A 20,284-nucleotide genomic window follows, 5' to 3' on the forward strand; every position below is an offset into this window, starting at 1 on the left:
CAAAGGAACTCCATGTACCTATATGACAAATAAATGGGTTATGTGCCTTGTCCATTGAAGAACACATCAATCGTGCTTGGTGCGCCGATTAGGCTGGAGCGGTAGGAAAGACGCGTGTACTTGAGAAAACGCTGCGGTACCAATACATCGACTGACCCGGACAAAATGCCCGTTACCGTCGTCACATCCGTGTACCAGTTCGTTCCGTTGGCGCTGATCTCAACAAGAGCATCTACCCGGTTTACACCCGGCCCCCGGTTATATACAAAGAAAGAATACGTGCCAAATACACTGGTCGTAACCGCCGGGAGCGCTGTGAAGGTGTTGGCGGTCGGGGTGCTTATGAGTTGGGACTCCTGAAAACTCTTCTGTGAAATGGACGTCACACTGCTAAGTGTTCCCGCGGTAATTGTAGCACCGAGCACGCTGGTGATTGTACCATTTAGCAGATTTGTCAACGTCCCTGCAGTTACCGTTGCGCCAAGTACGCTTGTAATGGTTCCGTTCAATAAGTTTGTCAGTGTTCCTGCGGTAATCGTTGCTCCCAATACACTCGTGATCGTACCATTCAGCAAGTTCGTCAACGTTCCTGCGGTCACCGTGGCCCCGAGCACACTGGTAATGGTTCCGTTCAACAGGTTCGTCAGTGTTCCTGCTGTAATTGTCGCTCCGAGTATACCTGTGATGGTACCTGCTGTAATCGTGGCTCCAAGCACACTTGTGATCGTTCCGGCGGTAATCGTCGCTCCCAATACACTTGTAATCGTACCATTCAGCAAGTTTGTCAATGTTCCGGCGGTCACCGTGGCTCCGAGCACACTCGTGATCGTTCCGGCGGTAATCGTTGCTCCCAATACACTTGTGATCGTACCATTCAGTAAGTTTGTGAGTGTTCCGGCGGTCACCGTGGCCCCGAGCACACTCGTGATCGTTCCGGCGGTAATCGTTGCTCCCAATACACTTGTGATCGTACCATTCAGCAAGTTCGTCAGCGTTCCGGCGGTCACCGTGGCTCCGAGCACACTCGTGATTGTACCATTCAGCAAATTCGTCAATGTACCTGCTGTTACTGTGGCTCCAAGCACACTGTTGATCGTACCTGCCGTGATCGTCGCTCCAAGTACACTCGTGATCGTTCCGTTCAGAATGTTGGTAATGGTTCCGGCGTTAATTGTAACCGTGGTCAGACCTGAGATGTTACTGATGGTTCCGTCCAAAATAATGCCAACCACGTTCCCGCTTGTATCCGTTCTGACAGGCTGGGCTGTGCCTGTACTATCCTGGCCAAAAATCAACGTTCTCAGATTATCCGGATTCGTATTAAACGTTGTAAAGTTAGGCATGTGCCTCGTCCTCCTCCCTGGTCAAATCTGTGAGATCATACTCCCTTATGGCATACGCTGCGCCTGAAAGTAAACATCGAGCCGGGTCGACTGATCCGGTTCAACGGATCGAATTGCAAGCCGGGTATAGTGCAAAAATCGCAATGGTACCAGCGCTTTGGTCTGGCCTCCCGCGACCACCTCCTGGCTGTCCACAGCATAATCCACGGCATTTGGGCTGATCTGGATCTGTACAAGAGCCGGATGTTTGCCCCGATTCACAACGCCATAGGTATACATGCTGAGTGATGAGGTGTCTTGTGCCGGGAGTGAATCCATGCTGCTACTGGTTTCGGCTCCGACATACGTATGCTCTGTAAAACAATGAATAGCACCAGGGAGTTTCGTACGTGAGGAAGCACCCTGCTTGAACCGGGGACGAGTAATCCGGGAACAAGGGGGTTTCAGCAATTTAGCGCGGCAGGAATGACGGGAGCGGCGGCGACTGACATATTTAGTTGGTTGCTTCGTTCTCTTCTTGCTTTGCTTCGCTGTTCGACTCATCTCGATTTCCCCTTAAAAAATGTGCTTACGCATCGTATGCCCGGATTGGATATACGGGCACGGCAACCGCCGTTATTTCCAGATATACGGCTCAGTCCCCAATCCATTTGCTTCTTTTCACATACACTGCAAGTACAATGAAATGCGAATCAAGAGGCACCCTTCGTAATCAAAAGCGGACTTTTTGAACAACCTCTATAAGTTAATCTGGTCTATGGGAGGTGGATGAGATGACCAACTATAATGTATTCAACCAATCTAATCGTCCCCTGTTTACTCAACTGACCAATACCTTCTCAGCCCCGGGCATTGAAGCGTCACCAGACAGCGGTGCAGCTGCTGCAGGCAGTTTTTTTGCCCTGACGACCAACAATACCTTAATTCCTTCCAACCAGAGTCTTCTTCTACAGATCCTGAATGCGGCTGGCAGCGGCCGAACAATACGTATATCCAGCCTCACAGGAGGCACAACAGCGGCAGCTACTCTTGTTATCTATTCAGGAGGAACCGTGACTGTTGGTAGCACACCAGTGCCCGTCAATACGTTACTTGGAAATACCAACGCCAGTGTAGTTACCACAAGACAAAATACAGGTACTCTGGGGGGAACCTTCACGAGCATCGCAAGTATTCCGCTCACCGCAGGAATGTATTCACTGGATCTGAATGGCTCCATTATTGTTCCACCGGGACAAACATTATCCATTAGCGTAGGCACGGGGAATCAGACCGCATCCATTAATCTGTTCTGGTGGGAATTCTGAGTTCGACCCTGATGAAAGGAGGTGCACACTGTGCCAAACAATAATGTATTTAACCCGTTAAGCCAGCCCGTCTATACGTCCAACACCAACACGTATATTTCTCCCGGCATTGTTGCACCTCCGGAGAATAATGCTGGCAGTACAGGCAATCTGTACAATGCAGGTTCCACCAACTCCACAACACTGGGGTTGCTGGGAGGAACGGTTATCGCCACCGTACAATTGGCCAATCCCGCAGGGAGCGGGAAAACCTTATACGTATCGCGGCTCTCTGGTGGAATTACGGTCTCACTCAATCTGTTATCTTCCTTCAGCGGTTCCATGAGTCTGAGCGCTAATGGAACACTGACATCGCCCACCACACTAACATCGGTAAACAGCAATCTTTCCAGCAGCAATACCAGCGTAGCCACGGTACGGTTCTCTGCTGCTACACCTTCAGGAGCGACGCCATTGATGGCTATTCCCCTTCAAGCAGGGCCGTTTCTGTCCAATGAATTTGGCCGTTACGTGGTTCCTCCGGGTCAGGCCATTAACCTCTCTGTCAGCGGATCACTTTCGGTTGGCGGACTGATGGCCTCCACTGCTTATTTTGCTTGGTGGGAAGTATGATTCGTTCAACGATGTATAACAAAGCAACGTGCAAACAGCCGCCTTCGGATGAGTACCGAAAGCGGCTGTTCTTTATATTGTAGATGCAATGATGATAAAAAATGTTGTCCGATTCCCGCACCCACGAACAAGTGTTCCCTCGTCTTAACCCAGCACGACACGATCATCTGCCATTTTTTTGCCGCTAATCCGTTCGAATTCACCAAGCAACTCAGGTACAGTTAACGTACGCTTGCGCTCTTCGCTGACATCCAGAATAATTCGGCCTTTGTCCATCATGATCAGACGGTTACCCAGACGAATGGCCTGCTCCATATTGTGCGTCACCATCAATGTAGTCAGTCTCATCTCACGCACAAGTGTCTCCGTCAGTTCCGTGATCAGTTCGGCACGTGATGGGTCAAGGGCTGCCGTATGCTCATCCAATAGCAAAATTTGCGGCTGGGTAAAGGTCGCCATCAACAGGCTGAGTGCCTGGCGCTCCCCGCCAGACAAGAGACCCACTTTTGCATTCGGACGCTTCTCCAGTCCAATTCCCAGCTTCTCCAGTTGCGTGTTAAAAATCTCCCGTCTGGCACGGGTAACTCCGAAGCCTAGTCCGCGTCCTTTGCCACGTTTGTATGCCATCGCCATATTCTCTTCAATGGACATATGTGGTGCTGTTCCTGCCATCGGGTCCTGAAATACCCTGCCAATCCAGCTGCTACGTTTATGCTCCGGCAGGTTTTTAATGGAGCGGTCATTGATCAGCACATCACCCATGTCCGGCTTCATCACACCCGAAATGATGTTCATCAGCGTGGATTTACCCGCTCCGTTACTGCCAATCACCGTCACAAAGTCTCCCGGATTCATTGTCAGATTCACACCGACTAGCGCGGTCTTCTCATCCGCTGTGCCTGGGTTGAACAGCTTGGTTACTTGCGTAATCTCCAGCATGATCACATACCTCCCTTCGCCTGATGACCCCCGGATCGCATCAACTCTTCCGTTCGTTTGCGAGCCAGACTACGCTGCTTCATGGAGCGCTGCATAGTAGGGAATACAAGGGCAATAATGACGATCACCGCGGTGATCAACTTCAGATCAGATGTATCAAACCATTCCACTTGAAGGGCAAGCGCGACCACAATCCGGTATATAATTGAACCAACGATCGCTGCAAGTGTAGCCCAGAAGACCGTTCTTGCTCCAAGAATGGCCTCACCGATAATGACGGAGGCCAGTCCAATAACGATCATACCGATGCCCATCGTAATGTCTGCAAAACCTGATTGCTGTGCAATGAATGCACCAGACAGGGCAACCAATCCATTGGATAAGCTGACACCTACAATAGTAGTCACATCCGTATTTGCACCAAAGCTGCGAATCATACGTTTGTTATCACCTGTCGCGCGGAGTGCCAGTCCAACATCTGTTTTCATGAACAGATCGAGCATAATTTTAAACACCAGCACCACGATGATAATTAGTACCATGACATGTTCACCCGAGAATGGATTGTCCATGCCCATAATGGATTTATTCGGTGCGCCAAGAATACGCATATTAATGGAGTAGAGCGCGATCATCATCAAAATCCCGGATAATAATCCGTTGATTTTGCCTTTGGTATGAAGCAGACCTGTACAAGCCCCAGCTACCATGCCGCCAGCCATTGCCGCCAAACAGGCAAGCCAAGGAGAGAAGTCATTGGAGATCATAACCGCCGCGATTGCGCCTCCTGTTGTAAAACTTCCGTCTACGGTAAGGTCAGGAAAATCGAGTATGCGGAACGTAATATATACACCCAGTGCCATCAGTGCATATAAAAGCCCCAGCTCGATTGCTCCTTCAATTGAATTCCAGCTTATACTCACGCTACTTCCTCCCTGTCTATCGAAAAGAATGAGGCGAACCCGTTGCACGTTCGCCTCGCATCCATACTGCCGGATTATTGTCCGGTCAGATTATTGAATCAATCTCATAACTCATTAAATTTATGAATTGATTCTATTGAATAATGTTGTTTTCCTGATCTTTTACTTCCGCTTTCATCTCATCCGTAACCGTGATACCTTGGGCTTCAGCCGCTTTCAGGTTCAGGATCAGATCCAGTTTGTCCGGAACGGTGACTTTCATATCACCCGGTTTTGTACCATTTTTCAGAATGTCCGCGGCCATCTCACCCACCTGATATCCATGGTCATAATATTTGAAGCCTACCGTTGCGAAAGCTCCTTTTTCAACGGTATCCCGATCACTGGAGAAGAACGGAATTTTATTACTGTTCGCCGTTTGGATGATCGTATCAACCGCACTCACGACGGAATTATCGAGTGTGATGTAGAAGGCATCTACTTTCCCAACCAGAGAATCCGTTGCCTGTTTTACTTCAGATGTATTCGTAACTGGTGCTTTCACCAGCTTGATATTATGTGTTGCCAGCGCTTTTTCTGCGTTATCTGCCATAACCACCGCATTTGGTTCACCTTCGTTAATGACCAAGCCAACCGTTTTCACATCCGGCAGATTTTTAGCGATAAAGTCAGCCAATTGTACAATAGCCTCCGGATTCGTGTCGGATGCACCTGTAACATTGCCGCCCGGCTTATCCATATCGGTCACCAGTTTGGCACCCAGTGGGTCCGTTACCGCTGCGAACAGCAATGGCTTGTCCTTCACTTGTTGAGCCAGAGCCAGCGCAGATGGTGTTGCAATTCCGAGTACGAGATCATTTTTAGAATCACCTGAGATTTTCTGTGCAATGGACAAGTTGTTCGTCGAATCACCTTGTGCGTTATTGTAATCGATTTTGAGGTTCTTGTTCTCTTCAATGCCCGCTTCCTTCAGGGCTGCGATGAAACCTTCACGTGTAGCATCCAGAGATGGATGTTCAACAATCTGCGAGATGGAAATCTGATATGATTTTTCCTCACTGCCTCCACCTGTTGTAGTCCCTGATCCTTCGGATTCCGAGCCTGTACCGCTGTTATTTCCGCAACCTGCCGCAACGATCATTGAAGCAACCATCATCAGTGACATCCAAAATTTCTTTTTCATGTGTGAGAACCCCTCTCCATCTTATAAAATGTGGTTACCCTTATCGAATTCCATTGACACGATAGGGCGGGACAAAGCAAACGCTTCAACGCATTGTTGCTTTGATCGACAAAAGCAGACAAATATAGACTTTTCTCATGCGACTGAAGTCCATGACCCGTGTTGGTGTTTTATTGTTCCCCTAATATTAAGGGGCGTCCCGATATCCGTCAATGGTTGAACCGCTTCCAATTTACTTTCATCGTATGGTTGTGATAGAAAACATTACATAAAACTTAAAAACCACCCACATTGTTCTGTAGATGGTCGCCATGGGTACAGCAAAATAAGGTCCTACTCATGAAAATGGAGTATGAAGTCTTCTTCTAATCTCGTCCACAAGCATTGTTTTCTCCGCTTCCGATACGGCATCCGCGATCAATTTGCGTGCCGCAACAGGCGCAATCCAGGGTTCGATATCTGCATAGCCAATACCGGACAACTTCTCATACTCCTCCATAAAGAGGCGAATGCTGGCCTCTCTGGTAACATCAAGAGCAATCGTCGCTTCATGTGGCAGATGCGGGGGCAGTATGGCGCATCGAATCATAATGATGTATTCGGCCCCAAGTCGGCTTCCGGATTTCCGGTAGAAGCATTGTTCCAGTCAATAATAACGGTATCATGATCTCGAAGGAGTATGTTACCCGGGTTGGGATCACCGTGACATAGTTGCTGCTTCATCATGAGATTTTTCATATTTAAAATTTTCAAAAAAAAGAGGCATCCCTCCCAATGTACTTTGGGTATGGTCACCTTATATCGATCAATGGATAGCTCCAGAGTGCTTTATTCCTTTTCTTTTTGCAGTTCTTCTAATTCAGATGGTGTTAGCCCGGTAGCTTTAATAATAGTAGCCTGATCAAGACCTAAAGTGAGCATATTCATTGCGATTTTCCGCTTGCTCTCAGCTTCACCTTCTTTGATTCCTTCTTTGATTCCCTCTTTGATCCCTTTTTCGATTCCTTTTTGAATTCCTTCCTCCATGCCTTTCTTGAGACCCTCTTCTCGTGCGCCCTCAATCATGGAAGCTTCGTCCCATAGAAATTTCTGACGGTCGATATATCGTTGACGTGCTTGCTCATCCTGGCTCAGAAACTCCAATACACTCATGGCTTTTTTCAAAGCCGGTTCGGGTTCGTGCATCATTAACGCCTCCCAGCTTGATTTAGTCATTCCTTTCAGAAATAACAGCCAACGCACCAATCCATCCTTTATTTGAATATTTTCATCATTCAGCTTTGGTATTTCCATAAAATGAATCTCTATAACATCCGTCAACGGAATATCAGTATGGTCTTCTCTTAAATGAAATACGTTGTGGTACTGATCATTAGCGAGCATTTTGAAATTAACAATGTTGATCGCTACGCATTTTTTGAGTTGACTATATCTCTGTCCTTCAAGTAATTGTCCGGAATATTGTTTACCCCAATAGAACAAAGTCCTCTTCTCTAAATCATACTGATTAAACAACTGCATTTCAACATTGATTAGCTCACCTTGATCTGTTTTGGCCCGTATGTCCAGTATGGACTGTTTATCTCTCGGTGTATCCTTGTCCAGATAAGGGTTGATTAACACAATCTCGGTCAGTAAAGATTCACCTGCATTTTTGAAGGTATGATTCAGAAAAGCCAGAAGAACATCCTTATTCTCTTCACTTCCAAAGATTCGTTTGAACACATAATCGTTCTTGGGATCAAGCAACTCTGTCATTATTATTCACTCCTACGCGCAAAATGAACAGAATATATCTGCTGAAGTATCAGCAAATATAAGGATGCGAACATGCACTGGATGTTAGCTCCATTATAACACGCATCGCCATACGTAAATAGCGTTTATACGTAATTTATTTATCAAAAAAAGAGACTATTTCGATGATTCGAAACAATCTCTTTGTATAAACCAGTTAATTTCCCGACGCTTCGCGAATCTCATACTTGCACCTTTTACCGCCATCGGCGTAACATTCGGTACGCTCCACCTCAGCTTGAAGTAGCGAGCGAAACAGTTCCAGTTCACAGCGGCAAGCCTGCTTGTAGACACTCGCGACTTGCACAATCGGGCAGTTCATTTCCGTAATGACGTAGGTTCCATCTGCATCTCTAGACGCATCCGCCATATATCCGTTGGCATTCTGGATTCGAGCGAGTTCCTCCACCCGTCCAGCCAGATCCTGGCCCTCCATCTGTGGCAATCCGCTGCGAAGCAGCTTGTCCCGGCGACTCTCGAACAATGCATCTACCACACCGCTCCCGGCTGAGTCAGACAATTCTTCAAGAAGTTCCAGCGTAAGGGACGAATATGATTTTGGAAAAAAGCTGTCCCCGCGTACCGTCAATTGGTACACCGAGGACGGACGTCCGGCCGTAGCCCGGGCCTCCCGAACCTCGATCCAGCCGTCCTGCTCCAGTGCCGTCAGATGACGGCGAATAGCCATGCCAGTCAGACCCAGATCAGCTGTCATTTCCCTTGTGGTCAATGTACCTTGCTGCTTCAGCATGAACAAAATCCGTTCACGCGTCGTTCGTTCCTCTTCGCGCTTCACGATCAGCACCTGCTCTCCTGCTTATGCGTGTACCGGTGCTGCCTCCCGGCAGGCATCCGAGCAAAAGCGGTTATGCGTCTCTTCGCAATCCTCACAGCTTACATGCTGCAGGTTGCAGGTTGGACAATTAATATATCGGTCATGTGTCGTTCCACAGTGATAACAGCTGGCAATGACGATATCTTCTTCTGTCCGGTTAATCGGTACAGAGATCCGCTCGTCAAACACGTAACACTTGCCATCGAACAGATGGCCTTGTACTTCCGGATCTTTACCGTACGTGACAATACCGCCGTCCAATTGAGCCACATCCTGGAATCCTTCATTGATCATGAACCCAGTCAGCTTCTCGCAGCGAATGCCGCCAGTGCAATAGGTAATAATCGTTTTGTCCTTCATGTCACCCAGGTTCTCCCGAATCCACTCCGGAAACTCACGGAACGACTCCACATCTGGACGGATGGCCCCGCGGAAATGACCAATTTCGTATTCATAATCATTGCGACCATCGATAACGATAACGTCATCACGTTGTAGATGTTCATGGAACTCTTTCGGCGAAAGGCGTTTGCCGCTAGTCACATTTGGGTCAAGTTCATCTTCCACACGGAAGGTTACCAGCTCTGCTTTGTGACGAACAAAGATTTTTTTGAACGCATGCTCCTCGACATCATCAATCTTGAACACCATGTCGCTGAATAGCGGATTAGCCAGCATATCTTTCATGTACTGTTCCGTCTGTTCAGGCGTACCGGATACGGTACCGTTGATGCCTTCGGATGCGATCAGAATACGGCCTTTCACACCCAGGTCCTTACAGTATTGCAGATGCTCTTGTGTAAACGTCTCGGGGTCTTCAATCTTCACGAACTTATAATATAAAAGCACGCGGTACGCGCTGTTACACATGTATATCACCTGTTCCTATTCCATGTTGTTATTAGCCGGATCATCCGGCAAGACGACTACGTTGCACCCTTACTGTTAAAAAGAAAATAAACAGCCGCCCGAAACATCGTCTCGAACTGCTGCCTGACATTCGATTTTTATTCCTGCATTCTAGTTTATCGGAAGCGGAACAGCTTAGTCAATATAAATGTATAGAAAGGCATGAAAGATATGGAACATATCTTTCTGCACCATTCACCCTATTCCGAGATCGTAATGACCGAGGTTACAAAGTGATACGATTCATTCTCCAATACCGCCTGCGATAACAGGATTTTATTTCCTTTCGGGCTCCAGGCGAGTGGGTCAGAAGCGTTGTCCATATCAGCCGAGATCTGGAACTGTTCTGCCGACTCCGTGTTGGAGACAAATAGCCCTTTCTCATTATCATTCTCAGAATTGATGGTGTATGCAATCTTGGAATCATCACCCGACCAGCTTGTGCCGAAAACCTGTGTACCTCTGGCGAGAGTGGCCTTCTCATTGCCTTCCAGATCGGTGAGCACCAGCGCCCGTTTGGTATCCGCTGTTCTTTTCACAATCGCAAGCCTTGTTCCATCATTAGATGGGATGACCCACTCCACACTCTTCAGCACCTGTTTTACGTCACCCGTCTTCGCATCGTATGCATTCAACTGGCCGTCCTCGCCCGTAATATAATAGAGCATATCGCCTGACACCTTGATACTCCGTACATTGAAATTACCTGTTTCCACCAGTACCTTTGTTGTACCGTCCACACTTGCCGAGATCAGATCACCCTTCATATTAGGGAAAACGACATGTTCATTATCCAGCCACGCGCCCTCTTGGATAAATCCATCCTCCTTGCCAGCAGGGGTTGTCTCCCCGTTATGCAGATTCAGGAAGTAGCCTTTGCCCGTATTTTCCTCCGGCTCGCGGTAGAACAGGTACTGACCATCCGGTGATACCAGCGGTGCACCCAGACTGGCTTCACTTTCTTTGAGCGGCGTGTCTGTACCTTTCGTCAGATCATACATATATAAGTTATGCGGGTATCTTTCCTGGCCTTCAACCGTGACGGGTTTCAAGGACTTGTTCTCTTTGTCGGATACAATCCAATCATCACTTAGCCATGCGATCCCGCGCATATTCGGCAATTTATCAATTTTCTCCAGCTTGAAGCTCTGATACACGGACGTGTTGGTATTATCTTTTACCGTAATATCCGTGCCCGTTTTCCCGCCTTGTGCGTTGCCCCCCGGCTCCGTTGTTCCCCCGCATGCCGCTGTCGTTAACAGGGCAATGGCTCCGAACGTGCCCATAGCTGCTTGTTTCCAATTCATGATGGTCCCCCCTGGTTTCTCTTGCTATAGACCAAGCATATACATCGCATACTTCCAAAGTTATTCAGACTTGTTTCGAACTTGTAAACTTGAATCAGCCAAAGGGAACATGAGCTGGAACGTCACACCTTCCCCATCTTCTGGATCACTCGACAGCAGGGTGATTGTACCGCCCTGTTTTTCAACAAACTGCTTCACGAGAGATAGCCCCAGTCCGGTTCCACCGGTTTTTCTGGCTCTGTCTTTGTTCACGGTGTAAAAGGGTTCAAAAATCTTCTCCCGCGCCTCTGCCGGAATTGGCGTACCCGAGTTATAGATGCGAATGATCGCTTGACGCTCCTGCATCCGCAGTTCACTCTTCACCCGGATCACACCATCCGGAACGTTATATTTGATGGCATTATCCAGCATGTTGATGAAAATATGCATAAGACTCTCCCGATCGCTGCGGATCACCGCCGGTTCAAGATCCAGTTCCATGTTCAGCCCAAATTTCTCGGCTTTCCCCCGCATCCGGCCACAGGCATCCTTCAGCAGAGCGCTGACCTCTACATCTTCGGCCTGGTTCTCGAAGTCATACTTCTCCAGAGCAGATAAATGTAGTACTTTCTCGACCATCTCGTACAGCCGCTCCGTTTCTTTGCCAATGTTACTCGTGGCATCATCAAGCAGTTGCGGATCATCCTTATACATGTCGAGCAGCTCCACATAAGCTTTGATCGATGTCAGCGGTGTCTTGAACTCATGACTGATGTTACCGATATATTGTTTCTGCTGCTGTTCCAGCGCCTGAAGTTTCTCAATCGCCAGTTGCAGCTTCTGCTGCTCTGCATGCATGGCTGTGATATTTTGCTGAATGGATGTACTCATATAATAGATGCCCTGCCCCAGCTCCCCCAACTCATCCTTGCGCTTTAAAGGAGACTCCGTAATGTAATTCCCTTCGCGAATGGAATCTGCGGACTTTTTCAGCCGAGTAATCGCAACGGCAAACCGATTGTAGAACAGATAACCTAATATGAAGCTCAGCGCAACAACTGTAATTCCTGCCCATATGAACAATTGAAGGATGCGAGTATAGAATTCATGATAGCTTTGGACCGGATATTGCATCCATACAGCACCCATCTGTCCATCCGGACCGTCCAGTGGTGCGGCGTAGAGCAAGGTATCCCCTTGTTCATGATAGGCAATTTTATTTTGCAGTGCATAGTTGAGCGTATCCTGAACAATCGCACTCTCCCCGGAACTGATCGATGAGCCAACTTGCTGGCCCTTCATATTATAGAGAGCAATTGGCAATCCGGTAGAGTTGGCCAGTTCCTGTGCAAGCCTGCGGCCGTTTTGTTGTAAAAAGACTTCCTGTTCAAGATGAACGGACTCCGTGTAGTAGGACTGTCGCACATTCAGATTCACCAGCCGTGTCTGCTGTGATAAAATACCTTCAATCTGTGACTGCTGATTGCGTTCAATACCGCGCAGGACCAGTGAACTAAGCACCACCACGGTAAGGATAAGTAATGCTGCCAGAAAAACACTGAACTTCAGCTTGATGCTGACTCTCATATGGCCCCGCCTGTTTCAGGTGCAGATGCTTTGTAGCCAATCCCGTATACGGTCTGCAATTTTTGCTGATCCGTATCTCCAATTTTCTTGCGCAAACGCTGGATGTGAATGTCTACGGTCCGTGTCCCACCCGCATACTCCATGCCCCAGACCCGGTCCAGCAGATCGTCTCGTGTGTACACGCGCTCAGGATTGGACATGAGAATGGTCAGCAAGTCGAACTCTTTTGGTGTCAGATCCAGCTTATCCTCATTCACGGTCACCGTGCGGTGAGCAACATGAATACGCAGTGTGCCATTCACGATGGCCTGATTCTTCGAATCGTCAGGTGGTGGACTACTTTTCTCGACACGGCGCATGAGCGCTTTCACCCTTGCAAGCAGTTCACGGATCTCGAACGGTTTGGTCATGTAATCATCGGCGCCCATTTCCAGGCCAACGATTTTGTCCACGATATCATTTTTGACGGTCAGCAAAATAATGCCGATATCCTCGCGGTCCTCCAGCCTGCGGCATACGCCGTATCCATCAAGCCTTGGCATCATCACGTCCAGAATCATGACCTGTGGGTGAAACGATGCGACCTTGACCAAGGCCTCTTCGCCGTCACTCGCAGTATCTACTTCATATCCTTCCCGCTGCAGCGCGTAAGCAATGGCACTGACGATGCTTGATTCGTCATCTACCACGAGCACTTTTTTATTCATGGGATTCATCCTTTGCTGTAATGTCATCAAACGCTTTCTGCATCTATGTTAACAAGGAGTCACGGATTCGCCAACACTATCAATCGTTACTGCTAAAAAACTCACTATTGACTAGATTTCCAGAATTAAATTATGTAAAATATTTGATTATAAGAATATATATTTATTATAATTCCAATATTGTATTAAATGTATAATAAGTGCACATATCCCCTATTTAGTTTTATGATAATCATCCTTAATTTGATATAAATTCAATATTTGGAATTATATTCTTTACTTTATTATTTCCTCATGTTACATTGTTTTATGTTAATACTTTTTTATGGAATATATAGAAAGATGACGATCTTTTTATATTTTTTCATACATCACCTAGGATATTACATAATTCGATTTTTCAAAAAAATTAGAGGAGTGTAACGAAAATGGAAAAAGGAATCTTTGATCTTGATGTACAAATTAAAAAATCAGAAGGTACAGTTCAGCCACAAGCTTTAAGTATTTGGAACTGTACTGGTGGTTGCGGAGAGCAAACAAGAACTGCCAATACTTGCGCTCCTACTGCAGGAGTAAAATGTTTCTCTAATATTGGAGCACTTTGTTAATTTTTTCACAATCATATTTTTTCGTTCAACTACTTGAAGAGACTGAATAAGTCTCTTCTTGTTATTTTGAACAACATTTTTTTACTAGAGCGTGTCTTCAAGTTTAAGCAAGCTGCACCATAATGGACACCAAAGCTAAAAAGAGACTTGAATGTACACGTTAATTTATCATAACGATTCTCCAAACGAAGATAACTCTTTACTTTAATAAAGAAGCATTCCACCCAATGACTCTTTGTAGATATCACAATCATATTTTAGGATCAATTGGCGATTTTTTATTTTGGGAATGACTGGTATGGCTGCGAGACGTCCTCCTTGTGGTTTTCGTTCAGGTGGACAAATCTTGAATTAGACACAATTTTCTCTAGTGAATTTCGTATCTTGTACGCATTTAACATAATTATCTCATGTATTACCATTTAATCCATTTGAAGAAACGCTCTAGAAGGAGGGTCATAATGCCTGATATTGTTATGGAAGTCAACAATCTAACTAAAGTGATAGGCAAACGTGAAATCATTCAAGATACTTCGTTCAACTTGGAAAAAGGAAAAATTTATGGTTTTATTGGCCCGAATGGTGCAGGCAAAACTACGATGATGCGCATGATGACAGGATTGATGCATCCAAGTAATGGCCATGTAAAGATAGATTCATACGAAATAAACAAAAACCGAAAAAATGCATTGGCACAGGTGGGAGCAATTATAGAATCGCCCATTTTTTTCGAGTATATGACAGGTAGGCAAGTATTGCGCAATTTGGCACGACTTCATCCTGATCTGCCTAAATCTGATAGGGAAAATCATATTCAAGAGTTGCTTGAAAGGGTTGGGTTGGGAGATAGAGCGAATGATCGAGTTAAGGGGTACTCGCTTGGAATGAAGCAACGTTTGGGAATTGCTCAGGCACTGCTAGGAAACCCGAAACTTCTACTTCTAGATGAACCCTCTAACGGTCTTGATCCCATGGGGATGAGAGCATTAAGAGATATCATCCTTAGTTTGAGAAACGAATTTAACTACGCTTTTTTTATCTCAAGCCATTTACTGGATGAGCTCCAGCAGATGTGTGATGAATTAATAATCATAAAAAGTGGAAAAGTTATTTGGAAAGGTCCTACTGCCGAGTTGATCCGTGATGGCGAAAGGTTAGAAGATGCTTTCGTGGAGTTAATGAGAGCATGATTACGTTATTCAATAGTGAGTGGGAACGACTTTGGTCCAAACGTTGGACATGGCTATTGGTTTTGGCTATCCCTGGTCTTGCTTATATGACAGCTAGTTTTTTTGAAACGCTTCAAGTTGATCATGATACTCTATCTCAGCTATTTGTTCTTACAGGTTTACGAAATAACTTGTATTTTCCCGTTGATATCATTATGGCTGTATTTGCAGCTTCTATATTCACCGAGGAATATAGAGGCGGTCAGTTGAGGTATGTTTTTCTTCGTCAATTTACCCGCAGGCAAATCTTTTTCAGCAAACTATTATTGATTTGTGTTTGTATTGTTCTGATGCTCATCTTGTTTGCAGTTTGTCTGATAGTTACTGGTTATTTTTTTCAGTTCAATGAAAATGGTTTGCTGAATTATTCTCTTGAGGCTCTTAGCTACACTTTTGTATATTACGGGTTTGCATTTGTTTCACTCTTGGGGATATCCAGTTTGTTTATTTGTATTTCGATGTACAGCAAAAATGTCACATATGCTATCGGAGGCTGTATGCTTTACATTTTAGCATCATTGTTACTGGACGGTGCAGTTATTCAACTTGCGGCATTATTCAGTGACATTCCTCTATTAGAACTCTGCATTACCTATTCCTTGATACCTTTTCTGCAACATACTGGTTTGAACGAAGTTATAGACGGAAATATGAGTGTAATTGTGGCTATATTATCCGTTGTCGTTGTACATCTTATTGTTTTCCTGTGGGGAGCCTACCATCGCTTTGTGAGAAGTGACTACTTATATTAGGGGGTAAACATGTTAGGCATATGGATTAGTGAATTGGAACGAGACTGGAAAAAAAAGTCTAAAATTGTACTATTCTCCTCTTTTTTAATTGTAATTATTTTCAATATTTGGGGTTTAAGCTCATCACAAAAGGGAGTATTTCGTTTTGGAGAAGGCAGTATTATGCTAAACAATCTTAACGCTCCCTGGTTTATGATGGATGGAATGTCATTATTAATGATGGCCGCAATGCTGCCTATTTTTTATATTGATCAGTTAAGTGGCGAATTGAATTCTGGCGCATACAGATTGTATGCACTTCGTCCATACCGACGGTTCGAACTTTGGCTGGGAAAACTATTGGCGTTGGCTGCAACGACTGTTGTTGGGATCGGAATTGTTTACATTATTTCTATGATTGGATCAAAAGCCTTTTTTTCCAGCAGCGATACAGCAGCACTTTACGGTTTTAAGAATGAAGTAGGAAGGTTACCAGCAGAATGGTATACGATCAAATTTTATGGTATTTTTCTACTTACCTGTCTTGCTAAGTTACTATTCTGTAGTGCTATCTGTGTGTTTATCTCAAGACCAATCATAGCCTTTCTCGTGATTTTTGGATTATCTATTGTACTTTATCATTATATAGCAACAGAATTGGTTTTTTTATTTGACCCTTTTCGTCCAATTTTGCTTTCTCTTCAATCAGGAGGTTCAATCAGTTTTTGGCTATATTTAACTGGATCCAGCATTCTTTTTGGGACAATCAGTTTTTGGGGTTGGCAAAGGAAAGTAATATGAGAAGGTTCTCATGTCTGGTATCTAGTGGGAGGAGAATATGATGAAACGTTATTCGTATAAAACTCTGGATTTTTTCATGTTGAGAACTCCAGTTTTACCCTTAAATGAATTTTTTTCTTGTTTCCCCGAGCAACATTCTCTTATTGAGAATGTTGCTAGTTATTCTTTGGAAAATTTGATAAAACTATCTCGTAAACCTGAGATCAGGGAAGCGATCCTTGTTGCAAGCCCTAGCCTATACAGATCACTTTCTAAAATTGATGAATTCAACAATAAGCCTAATGTGACTGAAGCGCAAGTTGTATCAAGCGTAATGAAGTATGTAATCCGGATGATGAGTAGACCTACCCCTTTTGGATTATTCTCAGGCATTACTGTTGGAAGGTTCTCAGCCGAATCTCAACTTGATATTAAGGAGATATCTCATTATCGTAAACGAGCACGACCTGATATGGGATGGATTCTCAAACTAATAGAACAACTCGAAAACGATCCACAGATATTGGAACAACTAACTATTTACCCAAATGCATTAATATATAAACAAGGTAATAGGGCTAAGCTACCCTTCTTAACGAGATATGGGAAAATGAAGAGTGGAGCAAATGATAGCATTTCTGTTAAGGCGACCATTGTATTTGACTGGATTATGAATTATTTGTCTACACCCCAAAAGTTTTCCAAGGTATTAAACCAAATGGAGCTGGAGTTTCCGGGAACAGACCGCGAAATTATCAATAATTACCTGCAACAACTCATAAAAGAAGAGTTCCTCCTTACTGAACTGCGACCATCCACTGTAGATAAAGATCCATTCCACCATGTTTTCAGCCTTGTGGATGGGCTGCAGGGAGTAAATGATATCGGAAAAAAATTGTATGAGATTCACGAAACAATAATGTTTTATAACGAGACTGCTGTTGGAAAAGGGGTAGAGACTTTCGAACAACTTAGTAGACTGACGAATGATCTAATTCCGATGGAGACACCCACTATGCAAGTTGATTTGTCACTTGCAGATCAGTCTATCAGACTCAATGAGCATATTCGCAAGGACGTGGAAGAGGCAGCATACATACTTAATATGCTTTCACACTATTCAGAAGAGCACCTGAAAAAGTATGTAGAAGATTTTTTAGAAAAGTATGGCGATCATAAAGAAGTCCCCGTTTTAGAATTGATTGATGATGAGCTTGGATTGGGTGCTCCAGCGACGTACCGTTATCCTGAAAATCGTAAGAACTCATATGCGTTAAAGCGCAGGGATTCTCAGGGTAAAATGAAACAGGAACAATTATTTATGGAACTGTTGGTATCTGCAATACATAAAGGCCAACATACAGTGGAGTTGGATGAAAACGTTATACAACAACTGGAAGAATTCAATGATGCCCAATTGCCACCGTTACCATCTATGGAATTGTATTTTTCCCTTCACACGATGGATCAAAACAGTCTTGATCGTGGGGAGTACAAACTGGTGTTGGCGCCCAATCCTGGTTCAAACGGAGCGGGGAAAACTTTTGGTCGTTTTTTAGATATCCTTGAACCCAATCTCCAAAAAGATTTAACACTGATTTCAAAAAAGGAAAAGGACTTGTACCCTGATGTAATGTGGGCGGAAACATCTTTTCTTCCCACTTCGGGTAAATCTGCGAATGTAATGCTTACGAAGAACTACCGTGACCATGAACTTTCGCTTAGTCATGGTTCGATAACTCCAAACGAACAAATCATAGCTATGTCTGATCTTGTCGTAGGTGCGAGAGAAGGAAGGTTATATATTAGGTCCGTATCCCAAAACAAAGAAGTAATTCCAATCGCAGGTCATATGTTCAATTATCATCATGCGCCGAACATCTATAGATTCCTGATGGAGGTTGGCTTGATGAGATTTGATCAATGGTCCGCCCCAGACTTTGGGTATTTGATGCATGCTCCATTTATGCCACGAATTCAATACAAAAAAATTGTGTTGTCTCCCGCAAAATGGAGTCTTCGTTACCCAATTAGTAATCTAAAAGAAAGTATTAATGCAGATAAATTAAAAAATTGGGTTTTAATATTCTTGAGTGAATGGAATGTTCCAAGATATGTTTATTTAATTGATTCAGATTATCGCATTTTGCTGGATTTGGACCATCCGCTACATCTAAATGAATTATTAAAAAATTTAAAAACAACACGACATATCAATTTAATCGAACACGTCGGTGGATTTGAAAATTCGCCTATCAATCGTAGTGATGGTTGTTTAGCTGCTGAATTTGTGTTTCCACTCATTATAGATGATGCTATGCCGAAAGGCAGTTCATTCCTTTTCCCTTTCAAAACGCTATCGGACAGAGGGGGTTTAGAGAAAGATATCTATCTTCCTGGCAATGAGTGGTTTTATGCTAAATTATATGGATTGGATAGCAGACAAAATGAATTCCTTGCTCTTTATTGGGAGGAATGTGTGAACGAAGCTAAAGATACTGGTTTAATAGAACAAGCTTATTTTATACGCTACGCCGATCCTGATCCGCATGTTAGGGTAAGGTTCAAGTTTAAATCCAATGATAAATCTCAGCTATTCGCTCAATTATTTCAAAAATGGAGTGACGAGTGGTTTAAGGATGGTTATATAACAAAATTCACCTTAGAAACTTATGAACCTGAAATAGAAAGATATGGCGGAATTGAGTTAATGAAGTTAGCAGAATCTCTGTTCTCCGAAGATAGTTATGTGGTGGCTGGATTAATTCGTCTAAACCGTTTCGAGAGACGTGAGCTTGAGATTGAACAAATAGGTGTACTTAGTGTAATTCATCTTCTTACTCATTTAGGGTACAACAAAAGTGAATGTTTCGAAACTTTAAATGAAAAGTTTGATGTTAAAGATTACCTTCAAGATTTTCGTAAGATACGCATCACATATATGGATATGCTTAATACTTTTTTTTGTTTGAATGCTTCCCAAACCTCTGCTTCAGGAAACTTTTCACAAGAATTATTGCCAGTTTTCGAAGCAAGAGCAAACAGCTGTTTAACATACTATCAAAAGCTGGAGCAACATCGTTCAGAAGTTTCATTGACAAATAGCAAAGATGACATCGTGTTTAGCATTATTCACATGCACTTGAATCGACTAGTTGGAACTGATCGAAAGCTGGAACAGAAAATAATGATATTGACACGCCATGCGATGAACAGCTTGATACAATACCATAAAAGAAAAAGAACAGAAAATTTGAGCAGGATATGATTTTTTTTTTTGTAAACAAAAAATTTATAAACGGAAAATGGAGTCATTATGTGGAATTCAGCGAAAAGCAGCATGAAGTTATTTTCACTAATTTTTCAGACTAATAAAGTATTGTTCATAATTAGTGCAATATTGCATATCCTGCAAGGTTTGATTCCCTTTTTTAGTTTGGTTGTAATGCAGAATATGTTGAATGGGATTTCATATTCTTTGATGCATGGAGCGGATCTAGTACGCTTA

At 44.2% G+C, this 20,284-nt stretch carries 20 protein-coding genes; 7 read left to right on the top strand and 13 right to left on the bottom strand.

Annotation, left to right across the window (positions count from 1 at the left end):
• Positions 1–38 precede the first annotated feature (38 nt).
• The gene (locus tag MHI55_RS29485; protein ID WP_256720050.1) at positions 39–1,343 is read right to left on the bottom strand and encodes a DUF6385 domain-containing protein; all 1,305 of its coding nucleotides are present in this window, start codon (positions 1,341–1,343) and stop codon (positions 39–41) included.
• Positions 1,344–1,388: 45 nt separating this feature from the next.
• The gene (locus MHI55_RS29490) at positions 1,389–1,886 is read right to left on the bottom strand and encodes a DUF6385 domain-containing protein (RefSeq protein WP_339190764.1); all 498 of its coding nucleotides are present in this window, start codon (positions 1,884–1,886) and stop codon (positions 1,389–1,391) included.
• Positions 1,887–2,116: 230 nt separating this feature from the next.
• Here MHI55_RS29490 and MHI55_RS29495 point away from each other — a divergent pair, with 230 nt between their 5' ends.
• Together MHI55_RS29495 and MHI55_RS29500 are read left to right on the top strand one after the other, a co-directional pair.
• Positions 2,117–2,650 (top strand): hypothetical protein, encoded by a 534-nt coding sequence (locus MHI55_RS29495; RefSeq protein WP_076251808.1) that lies wholly within the window; start codon positions 2,117–2,119, stop codon positions 2,648–2,650.
• Between the two features lie 30 nt (positions 2,651–2,680).
• Positions 2,681–3,262, top strand: coding sequence for a hypothetical protein (locus MHI55_RS29500; RefSeq protein WP_339190759.1), 582 nt, complete (start codon positions 2,681–2,683; stop codon positions 3,260–3,262).
• 144 nt (positions 3,263–3,406) lie between these two features.
• Here the strand turns inward: MHI55_RS29500 and MHI55_RS29505 are convergent, their stop codons facing one another.
• From MHI55_RS29505 to MHI55_RS29555, 11 genes are all read right to left on the bottom strand, one after another.
• A complete protein-coding gene (locus MHI55_RS29505; RefSeq protein ID WP_076251812.1) occupies positions 3,407–4,201 on the bottom strand; it encodes an ABC transporter ATP-binding protein in 795 nt (264 codons plus the stop codon).
• 2 nt (positions 4,202–4,203) lie between these two features.
• A complete protein-coding gene (locus MHI55_RS29510; protein WP_017691724.1) occupies positions 4,204–5,124 on the bottom strand; it encodes an ABC transporter permease in 921 nt (306 codons plus the stop codon).
• Between the two features lie 133 nt (positions 5,125–5,257).
• Positions 5,258–6,307 carry an ABC transporter substrate-binding protein gene (locus MHI55_RS29515; RefSeq protein ID WP_076251814.1) on the bottom strand — a complete coding sequence of 350 codons (1,050 nt, stop codon included), beginning with the start codon at positions 6,305–6,307 and terminating at the stop codon, positions 5,258–5,260.
• A gap of 337 nt (positions 6,308–6,644) precedes the next feature.
• The gene (locus tag MHI55_RS29520; RefSeq protein ID WP_076251816.1) at positions 6,645–6,896 is read right to left on the bottom strand and encodes a hypothetical protein; all 252 of its coding nucleotides are present in this window, start codon (positions 6,894–6,896) and stop codon (positions 6,645–6,647) included.
• Positions 6,893–7,045 (bottom strand): phosphotransferase, encoded by a 153-nt coding sequence (locus MHI55_RS29525; RefSeq protein ID WP_083684538.1) that lies wholly within the window; start codon positions 7,043–7,045, stop codon positions 6,893–6,895. Before MHI55_RS29525 ends, MHI55_RS29520 begins: the two co-directional genes overlap by 4 nt.
• 90 nt (positions 7,046–7,135) lie before the next feature.
• The gene (locus tag MHI55_RS29530; RefSeq protein WP_076251818.1) at positions 7,136–8,065 is read right to left on the bottom strand and encodes an Rpn family recombination-promoting nuclease/putative transposase; all 930 of its coding nucleotides are present in this window, start codon (positions 8,063–8,065) and stop codon (positions 7,136–7,138) included.
• A 196-nt stretch (positions 8,066–8,261) separates the two neighbouring features.
• Positions 8,262–8,909 (bottom strand): winged helix-turn-helix transcriptional regulator, encoded by a 648-nt coding sequence (locus tag MHI55_RS29535; RefSeq protein WP_339190752.1) that lies wholly within the window; start codon positions 8,907–8,909, stop codon positions 8,262–8,264.
• A gap of 12 nt (positions 8,910–8,921) precedes the next feature.
• Positions 8,922–9,809 (bottom strand): rhodanese-related sulfurtransferase, encoded by an 888-nt coding sequence (locus MHI55_RS29540; RefSeq protein ID WP_036606654.1) that lies wholly within the window; start codon positions 9,807–9,809, stop codon positions 8,922–8,924.
• A gap of 239 nt (positions 9,810–10,048) precedes the next feature.
• Positions 10,049–11,155, bottom strand: a complete 1,107-nt coding sequence (locus MHI55_RS29545) for a hypothetical protein (protein WP_076251820.1) — start codon at positions 11,153–11,155, stop codon at positions 10,049–10,051.
• Positions 11,156–11,215: 60 nt separating this feature from the next.
• Entirely contained in the window at positions 11,216–12,721 is a 1,506-nt protein-coding gene (locus MHI55_RS29550; RefSeq protein ID WP_339190748.1) for a HAMP domain-containing sensor histidine kinase, read from the bottom strand.
• Positions 12,718–13,428: a response regulator transcription factor gene (locus MHI55_RS29555; protein ID WP_339190745.1), complete on the bottom strand. Its 711-nt coding sequence runs from the start codon at positions 13,426–13,428 to the stop codon at positions 12,718–12,720. The genes MHI55_RS29550 and MHI55_RS29555 overlap by 4 nt, the downstream gene beginning before the upstream one ends.
• Before the next feature lie 428 nt (positions 13,429–13,856).
• On the opposite strand from MHI55_RS29555, the gene MHI55_RS29560 reads away from it, so the two are divergent.
• The 5 genes from MHI55_RS29560 to MHI55_RS29580 all read left to right on the top strand — a co-directional run bounded on the left by MHI55_RS29560 (position 13,857) and on the right by MHI55_RS29580 (position 20,044).
• Complete coding sequence (locus tag MHI55_RS29560; RefSeq protein WP_064641713.1) at positions 13,857–14,036, top strand: FDLD family class I lanthipeptide; 180 nt, start codon at positions 13,857–13,859, stop codon at positions 14,034–14,036.
• Between the two features lie 461 nt (positions 14,037–14,497).
• Positions 14,498–15,226, top strand: coding sequence for an ATP-binding cassette domain-containing protein (locus tag MHI55_RS29565; protein ID WP_076251826.1), 729 nt, complete (start codon positions 14,498–14,500; stop codon positions 15,224–15,226).
• Positions 15,223–16,017, top strand: coding sequence for an ABC transporter permease (locus MHI55_RS29570; RefSeq protein WP_076251829.1), 795 nt, complete (start codon positions 15,223–15,225; stop codon positions 16,015–16,017). Before MHI55_RS29565 ends, MHI55_RS29570 begins: the two co-directional genes overlap by 4 nt.
• A 9-nt stretch (positions 16,018–16,026) precedes the next feature.
• The gene (locus MHI55_RS29575; protein WP_076251831.1) at positions 16,027–16,797 is read left to right on the top strand and encodes an ABC transporter permease; all 771 of its coding nucleotides are present in this window, start codon (positions 16,027–16,029) and stop codon (positions 16,795–16,797) included.
• 37 nt (positions 16,798–16,834) lie between these two features.
• On the top strand, positions 16,835–20,044 hold the full coding sequence (locus tag MHI55_RS29580; protein WP_083684541.1) for a lantibiotic dehydratase: 3,210 nt from the start codon (positions 16,835–16,837) through the stop codon (positions 20,042–20,044).
• Positions 20,045–20,284: the final 240 nt, after the last annotated feature.

The organism is Paenibacillus sp. FSL E2-0151, from assembly GCF_037993015.1.
Taxonomy (GTDB): domain Bacteria; phylum Bacillota; class Bacilli; order Paenibacillales; family Paenibacillaceae; genus Paenibacillus; species Paenibacillus amylolyticus.